Here is a 22,474-nt window from a genome sequence, read left to right on the forward strand (position 1 = left end):
ATCGCGCACGAAACCCCTCACTATTTTGTCAAAAAAATACTATGGCTGTTTATCAACAGCCGCTTGTCAGCAAATCCTCGGCATGGGTTCGCTGTGGGGTAAATCCAGCAGGCGGGAGGTGCCGAACACCCCGCACAGGCGTACCTGTTTTTTGTCGGTAACGCTGCCGATGACCGCCGCATCGCGCCCCAGCGGATGCGACTGCAATGCGTCCAATACCCGGCTTTCCGCGTCTGGCGACACCGCCAGCACCAGTTTGCCTTCGTTGGCGAAATTGAGCGCTTCCAACCCCAGCAGTTCGCAGATGCCGCGCACCGCCGTTTTGACCGGTAACGCGCTTTCCTGTATTTCCATACCGCAACCGCTGGCTTGCGCGAACTCATGCAGGATCGCCGTCACCCCGCCGCGAGTGGCATCGCGCAACGCGCGTACGCCTTCAATCTGGCGCAGTGGCGCAATCAACGGTGCCAGCACCGCACAATCGCTGGTCAATTCGGCTTCCAGCCCCAGTTTCTCGCGTAAATTCAAAATAGTGGCGCCGTGATCTCCCAGCGTACCGCTGACGATCAAACGATCGCCGGGGCGAATTTCACCGGTGCCCCACTGCACATGCTGGGGAATCACGCCGATGCCGGCGGTATTGATGAAAATCTTGTCCGCCGCGCCGCGCGGCACCACCTTGGTATCGCCGGTGACGATCTGGATACCGGCGTCGCGGGCGGTCTGCGCCATCGAATTGACGATACGCAGCAGCGTTTCCCCCGCCAGCCCCTCTTCCAGGATAAAGCCGCAGGAGAGGTAACGCGGCAGCGCCCCGCTCACCGCCAGATCGTTAACCGTACCGCATACCGCCAGTTTGCCGATATCGCCGCCGGGAAACTCGATCGGGTCGATAACATAGCTGTCGGTGGTAAACGCCAGCCTGTCACCCTGCGCGCTCAACGCCGCCAGCGGCAAACGCGCCTGATCCTCACGCTCGGCCAACAATGGGTTGTCAAACGCCTGCAAAAACAGCCCTTCGATCAGTTGCTGCATCGCCTGCCCACCGCTGCCATGCGCCAGGGTAATTTCTTTTGGCAATAACCTGTTCTTCATCAGGCGCACTCCCGTCGATACTGATAATAAGCGGCACAGGCGCCTTCTGAGGACACCATCAACGCGCCGATAGCATTTTGCGGCGAACAACGCTTGCCAAACAGCGGGCAATCGCCCGGCTTGCAGCGCCCGGTGAGCACATCGCCGCAACGCGACAGCGGCTCATCCGCCACCTGCTGTTGCTGCGGGTTGAAACGGCGCTCGGCGTCAAATTCCGCGTATTCCGCCCGCAGTTGCATACCGGAATCGGCGATTTCGCCCAACCCGCGCCATTCACTGCTGGCTTTGGTTTCGAACACCTCGGCCATTGCCTGCTGCGCCAGCGTGTTGCCGCTGTCCGGCACAATGCGGCGATACTGATTCTCCACTTCGCAACGCGCATCGTGCAGTTGCTGCACCAGCATCAACAACGCCTGCAGGATATCCAGCGGTTCAAAGCCAGTGACCACAAACGGTTTATGGAACTGCTCACACAATGGCTGGTAAGGATAAGCACCGATGACCATGCTGACGTGCCCCGGCGCCAGAAAGCCATCGATACGCAAATCCGGCTGTTCCAGCAGACTTTTCAGCGTCGGAATGATGGTGATGTGCTGGCAAAACAGCGAAAAGTTATCGATACCACGACGTTTGGCCTGTTGCAGGGTCAGCGCGGTGCTCGGCATGGTGGTTTCAAATCCCAGCCCGAAAAACACCACCTGCCGATCAGGGTGTTGCTCCGCCAGCGCCAGCGCATCCAGCGGCGAGTAGACCACCCGGACATCAGCGCCGTGGCGACGGGCATCCTGCAACGACCCGTTGCGGCCCGGCACCCGCATGGCGTCGCCGAAAGTACAAAAGATCACGTCAGGGCGAGCGGCTATCTCCAGACAGGCATCGATCCGGCCCATCGGCAACACGCACACCGGGCAGCCCGGCCCGTGCACAAACTCGATTTCCGGCGGCAATAGCCGGTCGATGCCGAACTTGAAAATGGCATGGGTATGCCCGCCGCACACTTCCATCAGTTGCAACGGGCGCACCTTTAAGTGCGGCATAGCGTCAACCAGCGCCTGAATGCGCTGTAACAGCGATTTCGCCAGTTCGGGATCGCGAAATTCATCAACGTACTGCATAAATGGCTCCGGTTTGCCTGACTTCATCCAGTTCCAGCCCGACCGCCTGCATGGATTGCAGCGCCGCCAGCGTCTCTTGTGCTTCCTGCTCGTCCAGCAAACTCATGGCGAAACCGACGTGCACCAGCACCCACTGCCCCACCAGCTCCGCCGGGTCGCCTTCGCATACCAGCGCAATGTTTACCTCGCGCTGCACGCCGCAAACATCCACCCGCGCCGGATAATGCAGATCCGGCCCGACGGCGACCACTTTTCCGGGAACGCCCAGACACATAATTAGGCTCCTGACAGCAGTGACGGTTGTAACGGCGCTTGCGCCCCCAGAAGCTGGGCTTCCAGCCAGGCCAGCCAGACTTCCATCCCTTCGCCGGTGCGCGCCGACAGCGCCATCACCTCGATTTGCGGATTGACGCGCCGCGCGTTGGCGACACAGGCCTCGAGATCGAAATCCAGGTACGGCAACAGATCAATCTTGTTGATGATCATCAGCGAAGCGGCGGCAAACATATGTGGATACTTGAGCGGTTTGTCTTCCCCTTCGGTGACCGACAGTACCGCAATTTTGTGCCGTTCCCCCAGATCAAAACCGGCCGGGCACACCAGGTTGCCGACGTTTTCGATAAACAGCAGGCTCTGATTCGGCAGTTGCAGTCGGTGCATGGCGTCATGCACCATCTGCGCATCCAGATGACAGCCTTTACCGGTGTTGACCTGAATCGCCGGCACGCCGGTAGCGCGAATGCGGTCGGCATCATTGGTGGTTTGCTGGTCGCCTTCGATCACCGCGCACGGCACACGCTCACGCAGCAAATGCAAGGTATTGGTCAGCAGCGTGGTTTTACCGGAACCGGGGCTGGATACCAGATTCAGCGCCAGAATGTGAGCAGCGTCGAAATGCTCGCGGTTATGCGCCGCCAGTTGATTGTTTTTGCTCAGCACATCCATTTCAATCTGCAACAACCGTTGCTGGCCGACACCCGGCGCATGAGTGCCCGCCGCGCCCTGCCCGTAATGCAGGTGGTTTTCCTGCTCCATCGGCTGGAAGCGCTCTTCTTGCTGACGATGTTCGTGTGAACGCGCGTGATGGTCATGGTCATGGTCATGGTCATGGTCATGGTCATGATGGGCATGGCTATGATGGACATGATCATGGTGGTGGTGATCATGAGGTTCGTTGTCATGGTGGTCATGCGAACCGTGCGTATGGGCATGATGTTCATGCGTGTGGCGAACCGCCGACGGACGCGCCGCGCCGTGGTAATGGTGGTGCACGTCGCCGTGGTGATAGTAGTAATGGTGATGATGAATAATCACACCGGGCGCAGCCGAGGTTTCGTCATGCTCATGGTCATGCCCGTGGTGGTGGTCATGATGGTGAGGATGCGAATGAACAGGGTCATGACTGTGGCTATGTTCGTGGTGGTGATCGTGCGTATGGGGATGGTGGTGTGAATGCGCAGGTTCATCGCCCTCAATCCGGCGTTCTCCCTCGCCACAACCGCATGTGGTACACATTGATACGACTCCTCCGGTCAACCAGACCGCTTTTTACTGATGACACGCCGCGCTGAAAACGCCGCGTGTTTTATTCAATCGCCAGTTGCTTGAGTTGCAGGCTATCGCCTCCGCTTTCGACACGCAGGCTATGACTGCCGCAATGCGGGCAGCCGCTGTCGTGGTCGGTCACTTCCACCGGCTGGCTACACTCCCAGCACCAGGCCTGCGCCGGACGCACCGACAGGTGCAACTGACAGCCTTCCGCCAGCGTCTGACGGCAAACCGACTCAAAACAAAACTGCAACGCGCTTTCTTCAATACAGGACAGCGCGCCGATCTCCAGCCAAACGCCGGTGACCCGGCGGGCGCCATGCTGGCGCGCCTGTTGCTCAATCAACTCCAGCGCGTTGTAGCACAGGGAAATTTCATGCATCCCGCTGACTCCGATAACGGCTGAACAGCGCGCGGCGACTCAGGTTTTCCGGCGCATCGGCATTCTGCACCGGCAATGACAGCGCCATGCGTGCGCTTTGCTGCGCCAGTTGCAGCGCCTGTTCCGCACCGAGCGCCGGGTCCAGCGGCGACATCAGCGAGCAAGACAGATACTGTTGCCCGTCATCACTTTCGCTGACTACAAACTTCACGCTGCCGCAGGGCAACTCCAGCGCCAATCGGGTGGTAAGATCACGTCGGGGCCACTGCTGCCCCGGTCCCGGCAGTACCAACAGGCTCAACATCCACGGCGTCAGCAGGCAACCGAACCACTGCTGTTCAAACAGGGTAAAACCACAGGCCCGCACCGGAATACCGTCACGGTAAAACGGCAACATCCGCATACGCTCTTGCGCAATACGGCTAAACTCGGCTTCCAGCCAGGCCACCGGATTCTGATCATGCCCCGCAATCCACGCCAATTCTTTGCGCTCATCGGGTATTAGCGGCGGATTATTGCCGCCGTCGTATGCCGAAGCAGAAAAAATGTCAGTCACCGCACACCTCCTGCGCCGTTTTTTCCGTCACCGTCACGCCGCTTTGACGCAGCGCAGTAATCATGTGCTGTAGCGCCGGCTCCAGCGCACGGGTCACGGTATCGGACAAGCCGATACCGGAATCGAGCACTTCCGGCTCCACACCCACCAGTGTCAGTTGGCGGGGAAATTCACCGGTCAGTTGCAACGCCATCAGCACATCGGCCAACCCTAACTGATGCGGGGAGATCTTGCGGGTAAACAGCGCCGGGACTTCGCGGTCGCGCAGCACCGTCACACTGCCCGGCGCCTGACCGGTGAGCACGGCGTCGGCGACGATCAGGTGATCGCGCCCGGCCATGCATTCCATCAGCTCCATGCCGCAGGTGCCGCCGTCCACCACGTCAATGGCGGGCGTACAGTCAAACCGCTGCTCCAGTCGCTCCACCAGCCGCACCCCAACCCCTTCATCACTCAGCAAAATATTGCCGATCCCCAACACCAGTATGTTCATCACAGCACCTTAACCCGAGTGACTTCATTGCCGTTGACGGTATCCACCACATGCACCGCGCAGGACATGCACGGATCGAACGAGTGAATGGTACGCACCACTTCCAGCGGTTTGTGCGGGTCCGCCACCGGCGTGCCTACCAGCGACTGCTCATACGGGCCGGGCTTGTCGTCGCCGTTACGCGGGCAGGAGGTCCAGGTGGACGGCACCACCGCCTGATAGTTGGTTATCTTGCCGTTTTTAAACACCACCCAGTGCGACAACATGCCGCGCGGCATTTCACCAAAGCCGACGCCGTGAAACTCGGTATCCGGCGAAAAATCCGGCTTGATGAAGGTCTGGTGATCGCCTTTGCCGATGTTGTCCACCAGCGCCTGCCATTGCTGCGCCAGCGTATCTTTCAGTACGCAGCAGTGCACCGTACGGCCAATCACCCGGCCCAGCGTGGAGTGCAGATGTTTCTCTTCCAGTTGATGACCGCTGAGCGCCTGATAAGCCGCTTTTACCTGATCGAAGTGAGCCAGCGTATCTTTGTGCTTCGCCGCCAAACCGCACAGCAACCAGGCCAGCGGCCCCACTTCCACGGTTTTGCCGTAGAAGGTCGGCGATTTCACCCACGAGTATTTGCCGTCTTCATGCCAGCCGGTGTAATTCGGCCGGGTCAGCCCTTCCCACGGCGCCAGCGGCTGATCATCCTGATACCAGGCGTGTTTGCCGCTCTCGCGGATACCGTCGATCAGGAACTTGTCGCTATGGCTGGTGATCGGCCGGTAGCGCGACAGGTCGCTGTTTTCGATATACCCGCCCGCCAGCAGGAAGCTGCCGTTTTTGTTGTCGGTCGGCAGTTCCGGCACGCTCAGGTAGTGATCGGCACCGCGTCCCAGCGTCAGCCACTGCGGGTAGTGGGCGGCGATCACCGCGCAATCCACTTTGTAGACCTGTTCGATAAAATCGCCCAACCGGTCGATAAAGCTTTTCACGTACATCAACCGTTCCAGGTTGAGCACGCTCGGCGCATCCAGATTGATCGGGTTAGCCACACCGCCGACCGCCAGATTCTGGATATGCGGCGATTTGCCGCCCAGAATCGCCACGATGCGGTTGGCATCACGCTGGCATTCCAGCGCCTGCAAATAGTGAGCGACGGCAATCAGGTTTACTTCCGGCGGCAGCGACATCGCCGGGTGGCCCCAGTAGCCGTTGGCGAAAATCCCCAACTGCCCGCTGGCGACCAGATCTTTTAGCTTCTGCTGCACCTTAGTGAACTCGGCGGCGGTATTCAGCGGCCAGTCGGATAACCCTTTGAGCAGCGCCGCCGCTTTCTGCGGGTCGGCTTTCAGCGCGGAAGTCACATCCACCCAGTCGAGCGCCGACAACTGATAAAAGTGCACGATATGGTCATGGATGCTGTGCGCCGCCAGAATCAGGTTGCGGATGTATTGGGCGTTGACCGGCACGTTCAGGCCAAGCGCGTTCTCTACCGCACGCACCGAAGCGATGGCATGTACCGTGGTGCACACGCCGCAGATACGCTGCACGATCATCCAGGCATCGCGCGGGTCACGCCCTTTGACGATCTCTTCCATGCCGCGCCACATAGTGCCGGATGACCAGGCTTTGATGACCTTGCCGTTTTCAATTTCGCAATCAATGCGCAGATGCCCTTCGATACGGGTAATGGGATCAATGGTGATGCGTTGGCTCATGCTTTACCTCAGCCTGATGATGCGTATGTTCGCCTTTCAGCGCGGGCAGTACCGGCAGCAGGCGGATTAACAAGATGTAGGCGCAGACCTCAATGGCGACGAAGCCAATGGAAATCAGGATCTCCTGCGCTTTGGGGAAGTAGTGGTAGCCGTTGCCCGGGTTGAACGCCAGCAGCGAATAGCTCAGTCGCCACAACGCCGCGCCGAACAACATGCAAAGCGCGCTGACGAACAACCAGCGGGCATCCTGACGGCAGCGTTTCAGCCGCAACAACACCAGCGGCAGCACCATCAGAGCGGCTTCGCACCAGAACATGACGGCAAACCGGTCACCGGCAAACAACAGTGCGGTTTTCTGATGCCAGATGATTTCACCGAAGCGCAGCACCACAAACAGCAGTACCAGCACGTGGGCCAGTCCGGTCAATTTGCGGAATAACGCCTGTTCGTCCGGGCCGCGCCCTTTCAGCCCGGCCTGCACCAGCGAGCCTTCGAAAATCACGATCGAAAAGCCCATGATGAACGCGGTCAGCAACGACAGCAGCGGCAGCAGTTCATAGCTCTGCCACAGCGGATGCACCTTGTAACCGGCGGAAATCATCAGCGACCCCATCGATGACTGGTGCATCGTCGGCAGCAATGCCCCCAACGCAATGATGAAGAACATCACTTTGTTGAGCCGTTTCAGCGATACATGCCAGCCGAAGCGCTCCAGCACCACCGGTGCAAACTCCAGCGCCATCACCCCGATGTAGATGGTCATACACACGGCGGTTTCGAACAGCACCGAGTTGGTGTTGAAGTAACCGGGAATGTAAAAGTACGGCAGGTTCCAGTAGCGACCGACGTCGATGGTTATCGACAAGCCGCCCAGCGAGTAGCCGAACAGGCTGGCGAGCAACGCCGGGCGTACCAGTGGGTGGTATTCGCCGCGGTTGAATACGTATACCGCCCAGGCTAATGCCCAACCGCCGCAGGCAAAACCGGTGCCGACCAACAGGTCGAACGCGATCCAGATCCCCCACGGATAGCCGCCGTTCAGATCCGCCACCGAGCCGATCCCCAGAAACAGACGTTTCACGATCAGGATCGCGCAAATCGCCACCAGCGGAGCCAGCAGCATCACCGGCCAGCTCACCAGCCGACCGCCCAACGGACTTGCTTTATGCGCCGTCATGAGGTTTCTCCTGTGAGTCGTGCGTCTCTTCGCGCTCAGCACGGGTATTGCGATGCACCAGCACCGACAACCCGGCCAGTACCGCCAGCGGCAACACCATGCCCTTGTACAACGTGTGCTGGATGTGCTCTGAACGCGCACCGGTGGACAGCGGTTCCAGCGCCGGCATTTCCAGGTTTTGATACGGCACCCCGGCCAGCACCAGCACCTGCGTACCGCCCGCTTCCGTCTCGCCATAGACATAGCGTTCGTAGCTCGGCACGGTGTGCTGGTAGGTGTCTTTGCTACTCAACGTCTGGCGCGGATAGGCGTATTCATCGCCCGGTTTCAGCGCCAGCCGACGTTTCGCTTCCGCCAGCAATTGCTCGCGAGTGCCGTAAATCACGGCACCGGTCGGGCAGACTTCCACACATCCCGGCATACCGCCTTTGTCGAGCCTGGCCAGCTCAGGCTGATTGCACAGTTCGCATTTGTGGATCTTGCCGAGCGGGTTTTCATAGTCGTACTTCGGTACGTTGAACGGACAGGCCACCATGCAATAGCGACAACCGGTGCAGATGCTGGCGTCGTAATGCACCACGCCGGTTTTCGAATCTTTCTTCAGCGCCGACACCGGGCACACCGACACACAGTTAGGATCGACGCAGTGCATACATTGCTTCTTGATGTAGGCGTAGCCGTCCTTCGCCTGATCCTTATTCTTGCCCTCACCGCTGCGCCACACCTGAATGATGTTGTTGGTATACGGGCTCAGTTTGTCGTTGTTGGACCAGGTCGCCGCCCCGCCGGCATAGACTGCGCTATCCGGTTTATACTCCAGCTTGTTGACCTGCTGACATTTGCTCACACACGCCTGACAACCCACGCACAGCGTAGAGTCGTACAGCATACCGAGCGCGCCGGGGATCGGCGGCCGGTTGGTGGCCTCCGCCTGGCTGGCGAGCGGCGTACCCGCCAACAGCGCTCCCGCGGACGCCAGCTTGAAAAAATTGCGTCTGTTCACGGCTTAGCCCTCCCGGGATGCGTTGCCGGCGTCCTGCTGTTTTTGCTGCCGACCCAATTCGCGCACGGCCATCAGGCTGACGCCGGCGACCGCGCCCAGCACGCCGCCGATAAGCCCCGTCGCCGTCGCGGAACTGTTGCCGCCCTCCGGGCTGGTCACCGATGGTTTTTCAACCTGCGGCGTTGGGTTCTCCACATTGGCCAACTGGAAAATACCCTTGGTAAACCCGATGCCTTGCTCGTTACAGCCGTAGCATGGATGCCCAATCCCCACCGGCCAGATACCGCCGCCCACGTCGCAAAACTCCAGCGTCGGGCAGTTACCGTAGGTTTCCGGCCCCTTGCATCCCAGATGATAGAGACACCATCCCTGCCGATGCCCTTCATCACCGAACTCTTTGGCAAAACGACCGGCATCGAAATGCGGGCGGCGTTCGCAGTTTTCGTGGATCAGGCGAGCATAAGCGAAGGTAGGACGATTCTGGCTGTCGAGTGCCGGTGCGCGTTTATAGGTGATAATGTGCGCCACGGTCGCCAAAAAGTTGTGCGGGTTGGGTGGGCACCCAGGAATGTTGATAATGGTTTTGCCCGGCAGCACCGCCTGCAAGCTGGCGGCGCCCGTCGGGTTGGAGCCGCTGGCCGGCACCCCGCCCCAGGCGGAGCAGGAACCAATGGCGACGATGGCGGCCGCATGTTCGGCGGCGGCGCGGATGTGCTCGACAATCGGCTTGCCGGCCACCATACAGTAGATGCCGCCGTCTTTCAGCGGTATGGAACCGTCTACCACCAGTACGTATTTACCTTTGTATTGTTCGATAGCGCGGTGTTTATTCTCTTCCGCCTGCTCGCCAAACGCGGCGGAGAGAACTTCGTGATATTCCAGCGAGATAGTATTCAGCAGCAGGTTTTCAATGGTCGGGTGGGTGGAGCGCAGCAATGATTCCGTACATCCGGTACATTCCTGCGCGCCAATCCAGATCACCGGCGGACGCTGGGGAGACGTCAGTGACTGGGCCATCTCTGCGGCGGCGGCCTCTTTCAACCCCATGGTGGCGGCAAGCGCTGCACATAGCTTCATAAAATCACGGCGATTGATGCCGTGATGGGAAAGCATCATATTTTCCCCATTCATTCTTTATTATTCTCCTGTAGCCAAGTCGGAGTAACACATTTTCGTGCCGGCATAGAATAATGAGGAGAATAACGTCACCGACTTGATCTTTATCAATCGGCCGGGGAATAACCATTTTATTTATGCGCCTTCTGTGAAGTTCTCCGCGACATTTCTTTTTTAAAAACACGGCATGTCGGATTAAATGAGAAAATATCTCAACGCGTAACAAACGGATATTTTTCTGTGATCAAAAATTGCTTAATCGATTTAACTGCGACTTATATCAGTTATAATAAAAATATTATTTCATTGATTTTGAAATATTTTTATCGTTTTGCTTTTATACCTAAAATAATTCCAGTTGCAGGACAAAATGCGTTGTGTGTTGAACAACGAAGCGAATCCTTGAGCACTTACCCACGTCAGTGCCTGGGCGGAGCGACCATGCTGTCGGGAGCAGAGTTGAACGCAGCGTGCTGTGGCTCTGCAAGGGCGAAGGCCGAGTAATAAAGCCAACGCACCTGCAACATGAAGTATGACGGGTATAGCGGGTTTTATTTTTCGGTTATTTTTACATTCATCATTTTCTCATCAACCAACGCGCTTACTTTAGATACTTTACTTTTAAAAACGTAATTGCAGGATAATATCGCTGTTGAAACCGAAGATAAAAGTGCACAGTGCGGTTATTTTTCATTCAGTGTTTTCATTATTCTTCCACAATAGGTGATTGCCGCACGTTGCTTTTAACATTTCAGGCAATAAAAAAAGCAGCCGACAAGCGGCTGCTTTTCACCGAAACGCTGAATATTATTCGATTCCGCGGCTACGCAGGTAATCCTCATAACTGCCGCTGAAATCAGTCACTTTACCCGGCATCATTTCCACAATTCGGGTTGCCAGCGAACTGACGAACTCACGATCGTGAGACACGAACAACAGCGTGCCCTGATACAGCTCCAGCGCCATGTTGAGCGATTCGATAGATTCCATATCCAGGTGGTTGGTCGGTTCGTCCATCACCAGCACGTTCGGTTTTTCCATCATCAGCTTGCCGAACAACATGCGCCCTTTTTCACCACCGGACAGCACCTTCACTTTTTTACGGATGTCGTCCTGAGAAAACAGCAAACGCCCCAGCACGCTGCGTACCGCCTGCTCGTCGTCGTTTTCCTGCTTCCATTGGCTCATCCAATCAAATACGGTAAGGTCGCCGTCAAATTCGTATTCGTGATCCTGGGCGTAGTAACCGATGCGAACGTTTTCCGACCATTTCACCGTACCGGATTCCGGTGCCAGTTCACCAACCAATGTTTTCAGCAAAGTGGACTTACCGATCCCGTTCGTCCCCAGAATCGCCACTTTTTCCCCGACTTCCACCAGCATTTTCAACTGGCTGAACAACGGCCCGTTATCAAACCCTTTGGTCAGCCCGTCGATTTCCAGCGCGTTACGGAACAGCTTCTTGTCTTGTTCAAAACGAATAAACGGGTTCTGACGGCTGGATGCCTTCACTTCTTCCAGCTGTATTTTCTCTATCTGGCGAGCACGCGAGGTCGCCTGACGCGATTTGGAGGCGTTAGCGCTAAACCGGCTGACAAACGACTGCAATTCGGCAATCTGCGCCTTTTTCTTGGCGTTATCCGACAACAGACGTTCACGCGCCTGCGTTGCCGCCGTCATGTACTCGTCATAGTTCCCCGGATAAATGCGCAGCTCGCCATAATCCAGATCCGCCATGTGAGTGCACACCATATTCAGGAAGTGACGGTCATGGGAAATGATGATCATGGTGCTGTTACGTTCGTTCAGCACCTGCTCCAGCCAGCGGATGGTGTCGATGTCCAGGTTGTTGGTCGGCTCGTCCAGCAGCAAAATATCCGGATTGGAGAACAGCGCCTGCGCCAGCAGCACACGCAGTTTCCAGCCCGGCGCTACTTCGCTCATCGGCCCGTAATGTTGTTCCAGCGGGATCCCCACGCCCAGCAACAGCTCGCCGGCGCGCGATTCAGCGCTGTAGCCGTCCATTTCGCCGTATTTGACCTCCAGATCAGCGACCCGGTAACCATCTTCCTCGCTCATTTCACTCAGCGCATAGATACGGTCGCGTTCTTCTTTGACTTCCCACAGTTCGGCGTGCCCCATGATCACCGTGTCCAGCACGCTGTATTGCTCAAACGCGAACTGATCCTGACGCAGTTTACCGATCCGCTCATTCGGATCGATAGCGACGTTACCCGCGCTTGGCACCAAGTCGCTACCGAGGATCTTCATAAAGGTGGATTTGCCGCAGCCATTGGCGCCGATCAAACCATAGCGATTACCGCCGCCGAATTTGACGGAAATGTTTTCAAACAACGGCTTACTGCCGAATTGCATCGTAATATTATTGGTTACCAGCACAGCACTTACTCGATTCGGAATGTGATTTGGCGCGCATTATGCCACAAGCGAAACGCAGAATCCCGGCGATTATCGTGCATTTTTTAATCAAGCCGAATCTAACCACTCCCCTTCGCGCTCCCTTGCGCGGCCCACAGCCGACAATAGACACGACAGCACACGGTCAGGCGTACATAATGAGCATTGTCACGAATCGCAGAAGGAAAAAATCAGATGCCGTCATCACGCCGTTTTAAACAGGTCGATGTGTTCAGCTCTCATCCGGCTAAAGGCAATCCGCTGGCCGTCATTCTGGACGCCGACGGCCTCAGCGATGAACAGATGCAATCCATTGCTCACTGGACCAATTTATCGGAAACCACGTTTGTGCTGCCACCGGATAACCCACTGGCTGATTATCGGGTGCGTATTTTCACCCCATCGGAAGAGTTGCCGTTCGCCGGTCATCCAACGCTGGGGACGGCACACGCGCTGCTGGAATCTGGCCTGACGCCGCATGTACCGCATCAGCTCATCCAGCAATGCGGTGTCGGGTTAGTGCCGGTGGCGATTGGCAATGACGGCCAACTTGCGTTTCACGCGCCGGACGTCACGATGACAGAACTCGACTCGCACTATTACGCGTTGCTCGATAGTGCGATCGGCAGCCATTTACGTCATCCGGACTATCGTCCGGTCAACGTGCAGATGGGTATCCGCTGGCTGACGGTACGAATGGAAAGCGCACGCGCCTGCCTGGAGGCGCGTCCTAACGCCACTCATCTGCAACGCTTACAGCAACTCGGCCAAACCAATGGCGTAGCGATCTACGGACCGCACGACAACGGCAGCCCTACCGACTACGAAGTACGAGCCTTTTTTATGATCAATGATACGGTGGTGGAAGACCCGGTAACCGGCAGCGCCAACGCCTGTATCGCCCGAGTGATTCAGCACAGCCCATTGCCGGAACAAGCGGACCACAGGCTTGGTTATCGGGTACGTCAGGGCACCATGTTATACCGTGACGGCCGGGTCAACGTATCCTACATAGACGGTCAACCATGGATTGGCGGTTACAGCAATACCTTGATTGACGGACATATTACTCTTTAATTCACGCCCAGAAGGTGAGCGGGCAGGCTTAACTGGCCGCCCGCAGCTCACGTCACGATGCCATGAACGTAAAAATAATGTGACTTTCATCACGAAAAAGTTGAAATGACGATCCTGATCCATTATTATCAAAACCGTGATGAACATCACATAAAAACCACGACGATACACGACGATAATGGAGACACAACATGAACACATTCATCAGCTTCTTCAAAAAACTGGGCGACATCTACGTGAACTACTGCGAACGTATCGGCTCTATCATCAGCCCGTTTTAATATGAGCGCCGCAGACTAAAAGCCGCCGACTACCTTGAGGCGGCTTTAGTTTTTTCACTCCCTTTCAGCAATATCTCCCACTCATTTTTCAGTCCATCCCCCATTCCCGGTTACTTCGCCGGCGATGTTTGGTTTTTTTGCCCCTGTGACAGCACAATCTCGACATTTTCCATCATCCCCTTATCCTCGTGGTCCAGAATATGGCAGTGCAGTACAAATTCACCGATATAGCGCTGATAGCGGGTTCTTATCAGTATGCGGTAGTAGTTTTGCGGCGTACCCGTTAATTGGCCGGGCAATAAATTGGTTTTGACGAAAATCGTGTCTTTCCACTGCCCTTTCAAGCCGGCGAACTGGCTGTCGCCATCGGCTTCCGTGACGCCGGGCAGGCTGACATCACGCCCCTGAGGGTCGTAAATCGCGACAATCTGGAACGGATTCACATGAATATGAAATGGATGACTGACACTGTACGAGCGCAGTTCCCATTCTTGCGACGCCCACAGCGGCAACGTTATATCGATGCGGTTAGGGTCATAAGCCTTTATTTTTTTCGGTAACCACACACCATTAACGTTTTCGACGCCAAAATCGTGACCAATGGCGAAGATGTCCGCTTTATTCGGCTGTGTACCGCCAGCAAAGAAGACAATTTTCTGTTTTGGTTGACCGGCAATCTCTTCATCACTCACATTGCGAGTATGTGGTGCAAACCGGGTGAGGTAGATCTGGTTATCGCTACGATTGAGGTCATCAATAATGTCCTGCCTCACCGCTTCCGGCATCAGCTTCTGCGCCGAATAGGTCAGTTTCCGACGTAACGTCGGCACAAAATCCTGCACCGCGATATTGTCCGAGCCGGATACGGAAACGAACCCCAGCAAACTGTTGCCCTGGGCCTTACCGGTAATGCTGCCAGTCATGGATTGCGGTGGCTGGATCATGCAATAACCGCCCGACTGCGGAAACATCGTCAACAGGTCATAACGGTACCCCGGCTGCAACGTCACCTTATTCGCCGTCAGCGAATGGGCCATGGTTAATCCATCCGCGGCGACCACCTGGAAAGGGACTTTTTCACCAGAGCAGAGCTCGTTAATCAACGCCCCGACATCCTGACGGCGCAACTTGCCCAGATAAGCCTTGCGATGCAATTCGTTGAGGCTCAGGCCCGTCTTTATCTTACGAAATTCCAGATTGATGGTTTCCCTTACGCCGCCGTGAATCAACCGCCAGCGCTCAACCTGCCCGGCGGTGGCTTTGAAGGTCGGCAGTACCACGCCGTTAATGCTGGTCCAGCGGCCGGAAGCCTGCCAGGTGCCGGGACCGAACTGATCATAATTCTCAATGACACCCGTCTCATTGGGGCTGCAATCCCAGTTAATGTTGCCCTGCTTATCCCGCTTCAGCTTTCCGTCCCGGCCTAAGCAGGCATACTGAATCTGCTGAAACAATACCGTATGCTCGGGGAACGGTTTCTGAGTATCGGGGTCGATCAGCAGTGTATCCAGGTCGCCATTCGACGATGCAGTCGGTTTGCGGTCACCGTGGATGATAAGCGCCCCCGCCATGCCGCTGGAGACCTGCAACGCGGTGGAGCCATGCCGGTGTGTGTGATACCAGAACGTACCCGCCGGAATATCCTGCGAGAAGTTGTATTGATATTCAAAGCTATTGCCCGGATTCACCGACAGCAGCACATTGTCACTATTGCCGGTCGGGCTGATCCAGGCTCCGTGGGCATGTAGGTTAGTGCCGTTAAAGCAGTGGGGTGGATCGAGCAACTTCGGTGATGAGCGTGAATCATCTGCTGCCGATTGCACCCTGCCGGTATGGGAATGAACCGACATTGACGACATCTTTTCGCTCTCCGTCTGATGCGGCTGGCAACTGCTATCTACCGGCAAATTGTTCTTAAGCAGAATACGTACCGTATCGCCGGGCATGACATCAATCTGTGGCGCGACAAGCGGTGCGCCGATAATCCGCTGTCTGTCCGTACTGCCGGTATATCCACGCAAGTGCACCTTTTGAAAACGGTTTTGCGACGGGTCATAAATTTTTCCATCCACATACCCAACGTCCAGCTCATAATATTTTTCTCTGTTTCCCTCCTGAACACCACTAAAGTGATTCTGTAATAATGATCGGACCAATCGCTGCAAATGCGGCGGATTTTCGAATAGAAAATCTGCCTCTTTACTTTCGTCTGGCGCACTTTCATTTTCTGCCGATATGCCATCGGCATGGCTATCGAATACCACTAATGTCAGCAAGAAAATAAAAACAGCCCGGAATGTCATTCTGTATCTAACCTTGTCACATGTTGCCATTTCACCATCCTCTTTGACCTGACCTATTTCATGATTTTATTAAATTATTGAATAACATGAGAAATATAATTCACCCTTCGAATTGCCATTGAAGAACTGTAAATAAAAAAGATTTTGTCATTATTTTCTGACTGGAAACTTTTTGGGGAAAGTAAATAACCTGTTCACTGCGGACAATCAGATATTTTCCTAAACCTGCTCAGGACACTGTATCGATATTTTTCCGGAAAAAGAGGCAACCAATAACCGATTAAAAAGCAGAGAAATTAACGAATAGAAGCAAGATTTGGAAACAGAACCGCGGGGGATGAAAATGTTCAAGCCGGAATAGTAAAAAAGCCGCGATAGTTCGCGGCTTTCAGTATGACCTTCACAAGGATTACATCAGTGGCTGCGCCAGTTGCACCAGTGAAATCAGCGGTTGCGGATAGAGGCCCAGCAGCAATACCAACACGGACGAAATCAGCACCACCACGCCGCCGGCGGTCAATGCCCAGTTGTTCGGCGTATCGCGGTTCAGGGTCTGCGGCGCACTCAGGTACAGACTTACCAATACCCGCAGATAGTAGTACAGGCCGATAGCACTACCGACTACCACCGCCGCACTCAACCACCACAGCTGCGCATTCACACCCACTGCCAGCACGTAAAACTTACCGAAGAAACCCAATGTCATCGGAATACCGGCCAATGACAGCATCATCACCGTCATCACCGCAGAAAGAATCGGCTTATGCCAGAACAAACCACGGTAAGAGAACAGTGAATCCGCATCCGGACCACGGTACGGGCTAGACATCAGGCTGACCACGCCAAACGCCCCCAGGCTGCTGAACAGGTAACCGGCCAGATACACGCCGATGGTCTCCAGCGCCAGTTGCTGCGTCTGCACCGCAATCAGCGCTACCAGCAAATAACCCAGGTGAGCAATGGATGAATACCCCAGCAAACGCTTGATGTTGCTCTGCGCGACCGCCATCAGGTTGCCAAACAGGATGGACGCGAAAGCAATGATACCCAACGTCGTACGAACCGATTCGCTATCCACCAACGGGGCGTACAGGAACAAACGCATCACCGCACCGAAGATAGCAATTTTGCTGGCGGTTGCCAGGAAGGTGGAAACCGGTGCAGGCGCGCCCTGATAGACATCAGGAGTCCACAAGTGGAACGGCACCAACGACAGCTTGAAGCCCAGCCCAACCAGCATCATGCCCAGACCAGCCAGCAGCAACGGCGCGTGCAACTGGTGATCGCTCAGGTTCTTGCCAAGACTGGCGAAGCTCAGGCTTCCGGAATCGGCATACACCAGCGCCATACCAAACAGCAGGAACGAAGACGCAGCGGCAGACAACAGCATGTACTTGATAGCCGCTTCCAGCGAACGCTTCTGACGGAAGGCGTATCCCACCATGCCGAACAGCGGCAGGGAAATCAGCTCGATGCCAATGAAGAAAGCGGCCAAATGATTGGCACTCGCCAGCAGAATACCGCCCAACGCCGCAATCAGCACCAACAGGTAGAACTCATCCTTATTGTCCGGATAACCTTCCAGCCACGGATACGCAAAGGTACTGGTCGCCAGGCTCGCCGCCAGTACCAGACCGGTATAGAACATGGAGAAACCGTCAACCCGGATTAGCGGGGTAACGTCGGTCGGCCCCACCTGGCCGACCAGATAGAGTGATAACAGCGCAATATTCAGGCCGATGACCGTCAGCGTTGCGTTGATAAAATGGTTGCGTCGCCACGCAATGCACAGCATCACAACCACAACCGTCAATCCAACGATTAACAGTGGCGACATCGCGATCAGTTGTTGAGGAGTTATTGTCATGGCGAATTACAGCCCTGTCGTTGAAATTGTTGAACTCTGAACCGATGACGTAAACCAGTGTTGGATATTAGCCATCGCCGCGCTGGACGTATCCAGAATCGGCTGCGGATAGACACCCAGCAGCACCAGCAGTACCACCAGCAGCAGAATGAGTGACAGTTCACGCGCCGTCATACCTTGCAGCGGCTCATCCGACTTAGCGGCGCCGTAGAAGGCACGCTGCATCATCACCAGCGAATAGACGGAGGCAAACACCAGGCCGAAAGTCGAAATCACCGTGATCACCGGCACCACCGGGTAACTGCCGAACAGGATCATGAATTCGCCGACAAAGTTACCCGTCCCCGGCATCCCCAACGTGGCTACTGCGAAAAACAGCGACAACGCCGGCAAATAACGAATACGGCCCCACAAGCCACCCATCTGGCGCAGATCGCGGGTGTGCAGGCGTTCATACATCTGACCACAGATAATGAACAGACCTGCCGCCGACAGACCATGAGCAATCATCTGTATCACCGCGCCCTGATAAGCCAGTTGACTGCCGGAGTAGATGGCAATCATCACAAAGCCCATGTGAGACACCGAGGTATACGCGATAAGGCGCTTGATGTCGGTCTGTTTGAAGGCCATCCAGGCGCCGTAGAAAATACCGATAATGCCCAGCCACATGGCTATAGGCGCAAAATCGTGAGAGGCGGTCGGGAACAGCGGCAAACTGAATCTTAATAAACCGTAGGCCGCCGTTTTCAGCAGGATCCCCGCCAAATCCACCGAACCGGCGGTCGGCGCCTGACTGTGTGCATCCGGCAACCAGCCATGCAACGGCACCACCGGCATTTTCACCGCAAAAGCGATGAAGAAGCCCAGCATCAATGCATATTCCAGCCCGTAAGACATCGGGGTTTTCAGCAGGCGGGAATAATCAAAGGTCCATTCACCGGTAGCATTGTGATGGACGAACACCAACGCCAGAATGGCAATCAGCATCACCAGACCGCTCGCCTGGGTATAAATAAAGAATTTGGTGGCAGCGGCGATACGCGTCTTACCATCAGAGCCTTTGTGTCCCCACAGCGCAATCAGGAAGTACATCGGCACCAACATCATTTCCCAGAAGAAGAAGAACAGGAACATGTCGATGGCCAGGAAGACGCCAATCACACCGCCGAGAATCCACAGCAGGTTGAGATGGAAGAACCCCTGATAGCGTTGAATCTCACGCCAGGAACAGAGGATCGCCAGCACACCCAGCAGGCCGGTCAGCACCACCATCAGTAATGACAAACCATCCAGCGCCAGATGAATGGAGATACCGAAACGCGGTATCCAGCTAAGCATAAACTCCGACTGCCATTGCGGCAGGCCCGTCGGTGTCGCCAGCGAAAAGCCGCCTTGCAGCCACAACTGCAATGACAGCGCCAGTGTCAGCCCCATGGAGATCAGCGCGACCCAGCGCGGCACACGCGTGCCGAAACGCTCGAGCTGCCAGCACAGCAGGCCGCCGATGAAGGGGATAAGAATCAGCCAAGGTAGTAGCATGGCGTTTTGTGTCCCTAAATTAAAGAAAACGAAAAACTTGCTGCCTGCGGGGCCACTTAACATCCAGTGCCCCGCCCCTCTGCATTACCGCATCGTTTACACCAGCAATAGCAGTGCCAGCACCACCACCGCTCCAATACCCATTGAAGCGGCATACCAGCGTACTTGACCGTTTTCGCTGACGATCAGCGCACGGTTACCCCAACGGGTCAGTATGGCTGGAATGTTCATCAACGCATTCAGCGGGTCACGCTGCAACAACGTTGCAATGGCCAGATACGGTTTGACAAACACCTTGTCGTACAACCAGTCGAATCCCCACGCATGGAACCACCATGTCGAGAAGAACCGGCCCGGCGCGCTGTTGGCGACACTGGTCACCAACTGACGTTTGCCCAGCCACAATGCAGCCGCCAGCAGAATACCGGCAATGGCCACCACACCGGAGGCAATTTCCAGCGTCGTGACCTGACCGTGCTCAAGCTCGGTCGTGGCGGGCAGTACGCCGTGCAGCGGCAACGCAATCTGAGCACCGACGAAGGTGGACAGCACCAGCAGCACCAGCAACGGCAAGTGATGGGATAGTCCCTTACCTGCATGGGCTTTGGTTTTTGCTTCACCATGGAACACGATAAAAATCATCCGGAAGGTATACAGCGACGTCATAAACGCGCCCACCAGACCGGCAATGACCAGATTAATGTGGCCGTTGGCCCAGGCGCCGGCCAGGATTTCGTCCTTACTGAAGAAACCGGCCGTGACCAGCGGCAACGCCGCCAACGCCGATCCGCCTACCAGGAAGCTGGCGTACACCAGCGGAATGGTCTTACGCAGGCCACCCATCTTGAAGATGTTCTGCTCGTGATGGCAGGCCAGAATCACCGAACCAGACGACAGGAACAGCAGTGCTTTGAAGAATGCATGGGTCATCAGGTGGAAGATGGCCGCATCCCACGCCTGCACTCCCAGCGCCAGGAACATGTAACCTATCTGGCTCATCGTGGAATACGCCAGCACACGTTTGATATCGGTTTGAACCAGTGCAGCGAACCCTGCCAGCAACAACGTCACGGCACCGACATTGGCGACCAGTTGCAGCACATCCGGTGCTAACAGGAACAGACCGTGAGTACGCGCGATCAGATAAACGCCGGCCGTCACCATGGTGGCGGCGTGGATCAGTGCGGAAACCGGCGTCGGACCTGCCATCGCGTCCGCCAGCCAGGTCTGCAACGGCAACTGAGCCGATTTACCCACAGCGCCGCCCAGCAACATCAGCGTCGCCCAGGTGATGGCCGTGGAACCTTCGGCCAGGTGCTGCGGCGCCAGCACCAGCAGTTCGCGGAAGTTCAGCGTACCCAGTTCGCGGTACAGAATGAACAGCGCAATCGCCAGGAACACGTCGCCCACGCGGGTTACGATGAACGCTTTCATCGCTGCGGCGCCGTTGTTCGGGTTGGTGTAGTAGAAGCCAATCAGCAAGTAACTACACAGCCCCACGCCTTCCCAGCCGAGGTACATCAGCAGCAGGTTATCCGCCAGCACCAGCACCACCATGCTGGCGATGAACAGGTTGGTATACGCGAAAAAGCGTGAATACCCTTCTTCACCGCGCATGTACCAGGAAGCGAACAGATGGATGAAGAAACCAACACCGGTCACCACCGACAGCATGGTCAGCGACAACCCATCCAACGCCAGCGTAACGCCGATGTCGAACTTGCCGACCGTCATCCAGCTCCACAGGTGCTGGCTGAAGAAGGTCACGCCGCCAGGCTGTTGCCGACTGAGAAAGTCCACGATTACGCCGCCGGTCACCAGCGCAGCCAGCCCGATAGACCCGACCCCGACGGTCGCGGAAACATTTTCCGACCAACGTCCGCGAGAGAAAGCCAGTAACAGGAATCCGATCAGCGGAAACAGAATAGTTAAATAGAGTAAGTTCATCCGCGCATCTCACTGACAGTATCAATATTCAGGGTCTGACGGCGACGATACAGCTGAAGCAGCAACGCCAGGCCAATACTGGCTTCCGCTGCGGCCAGCGTAATAGCCAGGATATACATCACCTGACCATCCGGTTGCCCCCAGTAGCTTCCTGCGACCACAAAAGCCAGCGCCGCGGCGTTAATCATGATTTCCAGACAAATCAGCATAAACAGCAGATTGCGGCGAATCACGAGTCCGGTCAGCCCCAACACAAAGAGGATGGCCGCCAACAGCAAACCATGTTGTAGCGGAATCATGCGCGTTCCTCCGTTATTTTCTTATCGGCATCCTGATCTTTGGCAATCAGCTCTCCGCGCTTGTCTTCACGGCCAATATGGAAAGCCACCACCAAGCCAGCCAGCAACAGCATCGACGCCAGTTCTACCGCCAGTACATACGGCCCGAACAGGCTAATACCCACCGCTTTGGCATCAATCATATTACCGGCGATATTCTGGTCGGTAACGCTGATAATCCCTTTGACGATAATTGCCAGCAGAACCAGAGAAAGCACGCCCGGCCCTAACCATACGGTAGGCTTCAGCCACAGCTTTTCCTGCTCATCGACCGAATTGCCGAGGTTCAGCATCATGACCACGAAGACGAACAACACCATGATGGCGCCGGCGTACACAATTATCTCCAACGCACCGGCGAAATACGCCCCCAGCGAGAAGAACACACCGGCAACCGCCAGTAACGAAACAATCAGATAAAGTAATGCATGTACTGGATTGGTATGGGTAATGACACGCAATGTTGCCAGTACCGCAATAATCGCAGTCGCATAAAAAGCGAATTCCATG

The 22,474-nt window shown here is 55.9% G+C and carries 20 protein-coding genes; 2 read left to right on the forward strand and 18 right to left on the reverse strand.

Translation table 11 applies throughout. The features are described 5' to 3' along the window. Positions 1-66: 66 nt before the first annotated feature. From hypE to hybO, 11 genes are all read right to left on the reverse strand, one after another. Positions 67-1,095: a hydrogenase expression/formation protein HypE gene (hypE, locus tag FDP13_RS04000; RefSeq protein ID WP_033576336.1), complete on the reverse strand. Its 1,029-nt coding sequence runs from the start codon at positions 1,093-1,095 to the stop codon at positions 67-69. Then, entirely contained in the window at positions 1,095-2,210 is a 1,116-nt protein-coding gene (gene hypD / locus FDP13_RS04005) for a hydrogenase formation protein HypD (RefSeq protein ID WP_143838740.1), read from the reverse strand. Before hypD ends, hypE begins: the two co-directional genes overlap by 1 nt. Further along, the gene (gene hybG, locus FDP13_RS04010) at positions 2,197-2,484 is read right to left on the reverse strand and encodes a hydrogenase maturation factor HybG (RefSeq protein ID WP_013318684.1); all 288 of its coding nucleotides are present in this window, start codon (positions 2,482-2,484) and stop codon (positions 2,197-2,199) included. The genes hypD and hybG overlap by 14 nt, the downstream gene beginning before the upstream one ends. 2 nt (positions 2,485-2,486) lie before the next feature. Continuing rightward, positions 2,487-3,725, reverse strand: a complete 1,239-nt coding sequence (gene hypB / locus FDP13_RS04015; RefSeq protein ID WP_143838742.1) for a hydrogenase nickel incorporation protein HypB — start codon at positions 3,723-3,725, stop codon at positions 2,487-2,489. A 70-nt stretch (positions 3,726-3,795) separates the two neighbouring features. Continuing rightward, positions 3,796-4,140 (reverse strand): hydrogenase maturation nickel metallochaperone HypA, encoded by a 345-nt coding sequence (gene hypA, locus FDP13_RS04020; protein ID WP_012769155.1) that lies wholly within the window; start codon positions 4,138-4,140, stop codon positions 3,796-3,798. Next, positions 4,133-4,642 (reverse strand): hydrogenase-2 assembly chaperone, encoded by a 510-nt coding sequence (hybE, locus tag FDP13_RS04025; RefSeq protein WP_050516111.1) that lies wholly within the window; start codon positions 4,640-4,642, stop codon positions 4,133-4,135. Before hybE ends, hypA begins: the two co-directional genes overlap by 8 nt. A 46-nt stretch (positions 4,643-4,688) precedes the next feature. Continuing rightward, positions 4,689-5,189 carry a HyaD/HybD family hydrogenase maturation endopeptidase gene (locus FDP13_RS04030; protein WP_033576338.1) on the reverse strand — a complete coding sequence of 167 codons (501 nt, stop codon included), beginning with the start codon at positions 5,187-5,189 and terminating at the stop codon, positions 4,689-4,691. After that, positions 5,189-6,895, reverse strand: coding sequence for a hydrogenase 2 large subunit (gene hybC / locus FDP13_RS04035; protein WP_012769152.1), 1,707 nt, complete (start codon positions 6,893-6,895; stop codon positions 5,189-5,191). Before hybC ends, FDP13_RS04030 begins: the two co-directional genes overlap by 1 nt. Then, entirely contained in the window at positions 6,873-8,072 is a 1,200-nt protein-coding gene (gene hybB, locus FDP13_RS04040) for a Ni/Fe-hydrogenase cytochrome b subunit (RefSeq protein ID WP_033576339.1), read from the reverse strand. Before hybB ends, hybC begins: the two co-directional genes overlap by 23 nt. After that, a complete protein-coding gene (gene hybA / locus FDP13_RS04045; protein ID WP_143838746.1) occupies positions 8,059-9,075 on the reverse strand; it encodes a hydrogenase 2 operon protein HybA in 1,017 nt (338 codons plus the stop codon). The genes hybB and hybA overlap by 14 nt, the downstream gene beginning before the upstream one ends. A gap of 3 nt (positions 9,076-9,078) precedes the next feature. Further along, positions 9,079-10,206 (reverse strand): hydrogenase 2 small subunit, encoded by a 1,128-nt coding sequence (gene hybO, locus FDP13_RS04050; protein ID WP_012769149.1) that lies wholly within the window; start codon positions 10,204-10,206, stop codon positions 9,079-9,081. A 225-nt stretch (positions 10,207-10,431) separates the two neighbouring features. Between hybO and FDP13_RS04055 the strand changes: the two genes are divergently transcribed. Then, positions 10,432-10,695 (forward strand): hypothetical protein, encoded by a 264-nt coding sequence (locus FDP13_RS04055; RefSeq protein ID WP_143838748.1) that lies wholly within the window; start codon positions 10,432-10,434, stop codon positions 10,693-10,695. A gap of 303 nt (positions 10,696-10,998) precedes the next feature. Here FDP13_RS04055 and FDP13_RS04060 read toward each other — a convergent pair whose 3' ends face one another. Further along, on the reverse strand, positions 10,999-12,591 hold the full coding sequence (locus FDP13_RS04060) for an ABC-F family ATPase (RefSeq protein WP_012769148.1): 1,593 nt from the start codon (positions 12,589-12,591) through the stop codon (positions 10,999-11,001). Positions 12,592-12,804: 213 nt separating this feature from the next. Between FDP13_RS04060 and FDP13_RS04065 the strand changes: the two genes are divergently transcribed. After that, positions 12,805-13,686 carry a PhzF family phenazine biosynthesis protein gene (locus FDP13_RS04065; protein ID WP_143838750.1) on the forward strand — a complete coding sequence of 294 codons (882 nt, stop codon included), beginning with the start codon at positions 12,805-12,807 and terminating at the stop codon, positions 13,684-13,686. A 391-nt stretch (positions 13,687-14,077) separates the two neighbouring features. Here FDP13_RS04065 and FDP13_RS04070 read toward each other — a convergent pair whose 3' ends face one another. The 6 genes from FDP13_RS04070 to nuoJ all read right to left on the reverse strand — a co-directional run bounded on the left by FDP13_RS04070 (position 14,078) and on the right by nuoJ (position 22,473). Further along, positions 14,078-16,039 (reverse strand): multicopper oxidase family protein, encoded by a 1,962-nt coding sequence (locus FDP13_RS04070; RefSeq protein ID WP_234424373.1) that lies wholly within the window; start codon positions 16,037-16,039, stop codon positions 14,078-14,080. Between the two features lie 640 nt (positions 16,040-16,679). Continuing rightward, positions 16,680-18,137, reverse strand: coding sequence for an NADH-quinone oxidoreductase subunit NuoN (gene nuoN / locus FDP13_RS04075; RefSeq protein ID WP_012769145.1), 1,458 nt, complete (start codon positions 18,135-18,137; stop codon positions 16,680-16,682). Positions 18,138-18,143: 6 nt separating this feature from the next. After that, positions 18,144-19,679, reverse strand: coding sequence for an NADH-quinone oxidoreductase subunit M (gene nuoM, locus FDP13_RS04080; protein ID WP_033576386.1), 1,536 nt, complete (start codon positions 19,677-19,679; stop codon positions 18,144-18,146). A gap of 96 nt (positions 19,680-19,775) precedes the next feature. Then, positions 19,776-21,626 carry an NADH-quinone oxidoreductase subunit L gene (gene nuoL / locus FDP13_RS04085; RefSeq protein WP_143838753.1) on the reverse strand — a complete coding sequence of 617 codons (1,851 nt, stop codon included), beginning with the start codon at positions 21,624-21,626 and terminating at the stop codon, positions 19,776-19,778. Then, positions 21,623-21,925, reverse strand: coding sequence for an NADH-quinone oxidoreductase subunit NuoK (nuoK, locus tag FDP13_RS04090; RefSeq protein ID WP_012769142.1), 303 nt, complete (start codon positions 21,923-21,925; stop codon positions 21,623-21,625). The genes nuoL and nuoK overlap by 4 nt, the downstream gene beginning before the upstream one ends. Beyond that, complete coding sequence (gene nuoJ, locus FDP13_RS04095; protein WP_012769141.1) at positions 21,922-22,473, reverse strand: NADH-quinone oxidoreductase subunit J; 552 nt, start codon at positions 22,471-22,473, stop codon at positions 21,922-21,924. The genes nuoK and nuoJ overlap by 4 nt, the downstream gene beginning before the upstream one ends. Between the last annotated feature and the right edge of the window lies 1 nt (position 22,474).

Origin of the sequence: Dickeya sp. ws52 (assembly GCF_007210685.1) — a bacterium.
Classification (GTDB): Bacteria; Pseudomonadota; Gammaproteobacteria; order Enterobacterales; family Enterobacteriaceae; genus Dickeya; species Dickeya chrysanthemi.

Coding starts and splice junctions, on each gene's coding strand:
- FDP13_RS04065 (WP_143838750.1), top strand. CDS start 12,805: ATGCCGTCATCACGCCGTTTTAAACAGGTCGATGTGTTCAGCTCTCAT.
- hypE (WP_033576336.1), bottom strand. CDS start 1,095: ATGAAGAACAGGTTATTGCCAAAAGAAATTACCCTGGCGCATGGCAGC.
- nuoM (WP_033576386.1), bottom strand. CDS start 19,679: ATGCTACTACCTTGGCTGATTCTTATCCCCTTCATCGGCGGCCTGCTG.
- nuoJ (WP_012769141.1), bottom strand. CDS start 22,473: ATGGAATTCGCTTTTTATGCGACTGCGATTATTGCGGTACTGGCAACA.
- hypA (WP_012769155.1), bottom strand. CDS start 4,140: ATGCATGAAATTTCCCTGTGCTACAACGCGCTGGAGTTGATTGAGCAA.
- FDP13_RS04030 (WP_033576338.1), bottom strand. CDS start 5,189: ATGAACATACTGGTGTTGGGGATCGGCAATATTTTGCTGAGTGATGAA.
- hypB (WP_143838742.1), bottom strand. CDS start 3,725: ATGTGTACCACATGCGGTTGTGGCGAGGGAGAACGCCGGATTGAGGGC.
- hybB (WP_033576339.1), bottom strand. CDS start 8,072: ATGACGGCGCATAAAGCAAGTCCGTTGGGCGGTCGGCTGGTGAGCTGG.
- hypD (WP_143838740.1), bottom strand. CDS start 2,210: ATGCAGTACGTTGATGAATTTCGCGATCCCGAACTGGCGAAATCGCTG.
- nuoL (WP_143838753.1), bottom strand. CDS start 21,626: ATGAACTTACTCTATTTAACTATTCTGTTTCCGCTGATCGGATTCCTG.
- hybO (WP_012769149.1), bottom strand. CDS start 10,206: ATGAATGGGGAAAATATGATGCTTTCCCATCACGGCATCAATCGCCGT.
- nuoK (WP_012769142.1), bottom strand. CDS start 21,925: ATGATTCCGCTACAACATGGTTTGCTGTTGGCGGCCATCCTCTTTGTG.
- hybC (WP_012769152.1), bottom strand. CDS start 6,895: ATGAGCCAACGCATCACCATTGATCCCATTACCCGTATCGAAGGGCAT.
- hybG (WP_013318684.1), bottom strand. CDS start 2,484: ATGTGTCTGGGCGTTCCCGGAAAAGTGGTCGCCGTCGGGCCGGATCTG.
- nuoN (WP_012769145.1), bottom strand. CDS start 18,137: ATGACAATAACTCCTCAACAACTGATCGCGATGTCGCCACTGTTAATC.